5 protein-coding genes are annotated in these 4,242 nt (G+C 64.2%); 2 read left to right on the forward strand and 3 right to left on the reverse strand.

Going from position 1 to position 4,242, the window contains the following annotated elements:
- Positions 1–482, reverse strand: a 482-nt coding sequence (locus EOA27_RS24985; RefSeq protein WP_127257503.1) for a pyridoxamine 5'-phosphate oxidase family protein, incomplete at its 3' end; no start/stop codon positions are given.
- Positions 483–582: 100 nt separating this feature from the next.
- On the opposite strand from EOA27_RS24985, the gene EOA27_RS24990 reads away from it, so the two are divergent.
- Positions 583–1,485, forward strand: a complete 903-nt coding sequence (locus tag EOA27_RS24990; RefSeq protein ID WP_126081021.1) for a LysR family transcriptional regulator — start codon at positions 583–585, stop codon at positions 1,483–1,485.
- Between the two features lie 140 nt (positions 1,486–1,625).
- The gene (locus EOA27_RS24995; RefSeq protein ID WP_126081020.1) at positions 1,626–2,420 is read left to right on the forward strand and encodes a 1-acyl-sn-glycerol-3-phosphate acyltransferase; all 795 of its coding nucleotides are present in this window, start codon (positions 1,626–1,628) and stop codon (positions 2,418–2,420) included.
- 4 nt (positions 2,421–2,424) lie between these two features.
- Here EOA27_RS24995 and EOA27_RS25000 read toward each other — a convergent pair whose 3' ends face one another.
- A complete protein-coding gene (locus EOA27_RS25000; RefSeq protein ID WP_126081019.1) occupies positions 2,425–3,045 on the reverse strand; it encodes a LysE family translocator in 621 nt (206 codons plus the stop codon).
- A 100-nt stretch (positions 3,046–3,145) separates the two neighbouring features.
- Positions 3,146–4,093 (reverse strand): aldo/keto reductase, encoded by a 948-nt coding sequence (locus tag EOA27_RS25005; RefSeq protein ID WP_127252565.1) that lies wholly within the window; start codon positions 4,091–4,093, stop codon positions 3,146–3,148.
- Positions 4,094–4,242: the final 149 nt, after the last annotated feature.

Consider the following 4,242-nt stretch of genomic DNA (forward strand, 5'->3'; position numbering starts at 1 on the left):
TCCCACGCCGTGACCGTGAACAGGATCGCCTGCTCCGGCTTTGCCTTGTAGTCCGCCGGCATCAGCTTCGCCGTCAGCTCCGGGTCGTTTTCGACGACCCGCGCCCTGCCCCAGACCTTGATGCGCTGCCTGAGCATATAGTCGATCAGGAACAGGAAGGCCTGGTCGTTGTCCTGCAGGTTGCCCTGGGTGATGAACTGGCGGTTGCCGGAGAAATCCGCGAAGCCGATCGTGTGCTCGTCCAGCACCTTGAGGAAGCCGGCCGGCCCGCCACGATGCTGGATGTAAGGCTGGCCTTCGGCATTGGCCGTCGCAAGGAACACGCTGGACTGCGCTTCGATGAAGGCGGCAAGGTCCGGCGTGATCGTGGCCCGCCAGCCGCCGCGCTGCTCGACGCGCGCATAGGAATCGCGCGATCCCTTGCGCGACTGGATCGCCTTGACGGTCGGTGTGAAGGCGACGTCGCTGGTGAATTCGTTCATGCCGGCGCTCCTCGGACAGGATGGCATGTCATTACCCTCTTCCGAAAATCGGATGTAGAGAGCATATTTGCAATTCACCCTTCCAGATTTCGGAAGAATAATGGATCGCCTCGACGCCATGTCCCTGTTCGTCGCTACGGTGGAGGCCGGCAGCCTTTCCGCCGCTGCCAGGCGTGCCGGCGTGCCGTTGGCGACGGTGAGCCGCAAGCTCTCCGACCTGGAGAAGCATTTGAAGACGCGTCTGCTCAACCGCTCGACGCGGCGCCTGGTGCTGACGGATGCCGGCCAATCCTACCTCGCCGCCTGCCGCCGCATTCTCGATGAGGTGAATGAGGCCGAGCGTACCGCTGCGGGCGAATATTCGAGCCCGACAGGCGAGCTGGTCATCACGGCACCGGTCGTCTTCGGCCGCCTGCATGTGCTGCCCGTGATCACCGACTTTCTCGCCATCTATCCGCAGGTGGACGTCCGCCTGACCTTGTCGGACCGGATCACCCAACTGGTCGAGGAGCATATCGATTTGGCCCTGCGCATCGGCGAGCTGCCGGATTCGGCCATGGTCGCGATCCGCGTCGGCTCGATCCGCCGCATCGTCTGCGCAAGCCCGGCTTACCTTGCCTCGCAGGGCACGCCGGAGAAACCATCTGAGCTTGCGGGTCACAGCTGCGTCACCTTCGAGGGCCTTGCCTCTCCCGCGACATGGAGTTTCGGAGCGGGCAAGACGGAAACCACGATCCCGGTCCGCTCGCGCCTGCAAGTCAACACCGCCGAAGCGGCGATCGATGCCGCCATCGCCGGGCTTGGCCTGACGAAAGTGCTCTCCTACCAGGCGGACGCCGGCGTGCGCGCCGGCACGCTGCGGGTGGTGCTGGAGCCATTCGAGTCGCCGCCCTGGCCGGTAAGCCTCGTCCATGCCGGCCAGGGCCGGCTGCCGGTGAAATTGCGCGCCTTCCTCGATTTTGCAGCGCCGCGCCTCAAGGAGCGGCTGGCGCGGTCATTGTAAGCAATTCCAGGAAAAGTGCATCGCGGTTTTCCGTCCGGAATTGCGGCAAACCAAGAGTGGCCGGCATTTCGACCGTGGCGGCGTTTCCTTTTTGCCGCCGCTTGGTGTAACCAACGCACACTTCCTCACGGGCCCCTTGCATGCTCATCATCCGCTCGCTGGCGTTCAACCTCGTCTTCTATCTCAGCCTGATCGTCCAGATGATCTTCTGGACCCCTTTCTATTTCCTGGCGCCGCGCCACCGTGCCTGGTTCGTGCCGAAATTCTGGTCGCGGACCTCAATGTGGCTCTATGACAAGATCGCCGCGACGAAGAGCGAGATCACCGGTGTCGAGAACCTGCCCGAAGGGTCCTTCATCCTGGCGCCGAAGCACCAGTCCTTCTGGGATGCGATCGCCTTCTTCCCCTATCTCGACGACGCGCTCTACATCCTGAAACGCGAGCTGACCTGGATCCCTTTCTTCGGCTGGTACATCATGAAGATGCGCATGATCCCGGTCGACCGCGGCAGCCGTTCGAAAGCGCTGAAAGCGGTCGTCGTCGCGACCAGACAGGAGATGGACCGCAACCCGCGCCAACTGATCATCTATCCCGAAGGCACGCGCCGCGCGCCGGGCGCCGAGCCGTCCTACAAATACGGCATCGTCGAGATCTACACGCAGCTGGGCGTGCCCGTGGTGCCGGTCGCCCATGTCGCCGGCCTCTATTGGCCGCGCCGCAAGTTCCTGCGCTATCCGGGCACCATCAAGGCCCGCTTCCTGCCGCCGATTCCACCAGGGCTCGGCAAGGAGGAATTCATGCAGCGGCTGATCGGCGAGACGGAAGCCGCCTGCGACCAGATGCTTGTCGAGGCCGCGCAGGCGCCGAACCCGCCGCCCATGCCGCCGACGGCGGTCAAGCGCCTAGCGGAACTCGGCGTAACGGCCAGGACCTGATCCGCTACCGCAGCACCGCCAGCAAGGTCGTCAGCACCAGCGTCGCGGCAAACACCAGGTTGATGACCCGCGACGCCAGCGGATGGCGCAGGAACCGTGCGAAGGCCGTTCCTGCGAGCAGCCACACGACGTGGATGGCGACAATCATCGCGGCAAGCACCAGCAGCCTGGTGAAAATGCCGAGCGGATCGGGCTGAGACGCCGCGCCGGCGTACACGGCGCCAATCGCCACATAGGCCTTCGGGTTGGCGGCGGCGAGCGCGAAGCCGCCGAGAAAATCGGGTTTTGTCGCCGTGCTGCCGCGCTCGGCCAATGGCGGCGCCGTCGCTATCTTGAAGGCGAGATAGAGGATGTAGGCGGCCGAAAGGATCGCCAGCACCGGCGCCACTCCCGGTACCGAGGTCAACATGCCGAAAATCCCGGCCGCCACAGCCAGAAGCACGGCGATCGTGCCGAGCACGACGCCCGCGGTGTAACTCAGGGAAGGACTCAGACCGAAAGCCGCGCCGACGGCGGTGACGCTGATCGTCGCCGGTCCCGGACTGCCCATGACGACCGTCGCGGCCAAGACAAGCGCCAGCACTTGCTGCCAGGATTGTGGATCGCCCAGAACACCACCAGCCATGCCGAACCTCCTCCTGCCGCGATGCGCAGGATTTAGGAGGGACCGTCATGGCCGTCTTGGATGATCGTGCGAGTATCGACTGCGCCAAGGCGTGTTGAGATTACGAGCTGGCCCGGTCGAGCGCCGCGACATCGTCGGCCGAAAGCTTGAGCGATGCGGCGCGGATCAGGCTGTCCATCTGGGCCGGCGTCGTGGCGCTGGCGATCGGCGCGGTGATGCCTGGACGCGCGATGATCCAGGCCAGCGCCACTTCCGCCTGCTTGGCCGAATGGCGTTCGGCCACTGCATCGAGCGCGGACAGGATGCGCATGCCGCGCTCGTTGAGGTAGCCGGCCACGCCCTCGCCGCGCGCGCTTTGCCCGAGATCGGGCTTGCTGCGGTATTTCCCGCTCAAAAATCCCTTGGCCAGGCTGAAATAGGTGATGACGCCGATATCCTCAGCCTTGCAGAGATCGAGCAGCGGTCCGTCGAGCGATGAGCGATCGTACAAATTGTATTCAGGCTGCAGGACCTCGTAACGCGGCAGGCTGCGCAGGCTGGCCACGTCGAGCGCCGCGCGCAACTGGCCGGCATCGAGATTGGAGCAGCCCGGATAGCGGATCTTGCCTTTTTCGAGCAGGCGCTGATAGGCGCCGAGCGTTTCCTCGTAAGGCGTGGCCGGGTCCGGCCAGTGCGACAGATAGAGGTCGATGACATCGACCTGCAGCCGTTTGAGCGATGCCTCGACCGCCTTTTCGATATAAGCGGCGGAGAGGTCGCGCTTGCCCTGGCCCATATCCGAGCCGACCTTGGTGATGATGACCACCTTGTCGCGGTTGCCGCGGCTCTTCATCCAATTGCCGATGATGGTTTCCGACTCGCCGCCCTTGTTGCCGGGAACCCAGCGCGAATAGGCATCGGCCGTATCGATGGCGTTCAGGCCGGCTCCGGCGAACCGGTCAAGTAGATCGAAGGAGGTCTTCTCGTCGGCGGTCCAGCCGAAGACGTTGCCGCCCAGGACCAGCGGCGCGATTAAAAGGTCGGTGCGACCGAGACGGCGTTTCTGCAAGACTGATCTCCGTGATGCTGGAACGGGCCTGACGCCCAGGGATGGGATGCCGCTAAGCTAGGTCGTGGCCGGCCGAGGTCAAAGGCATGGTTTGCTTTTTGATCGGACCAGCACTTCACGAAGACGAGACCTGACGGCCCACCTCTTCC

Origin of the sequence: Mesorhizobium sp. M2A.F.Ca.ET.037.01.1.1 (genome assembly GCF_003998075.1) — a bacterium.
GTDB lineage: Bacteria > Pseudomonadota > Alphaproteobacteria > Rhizobiales > Rhizobiaceae > Mesorhizobium.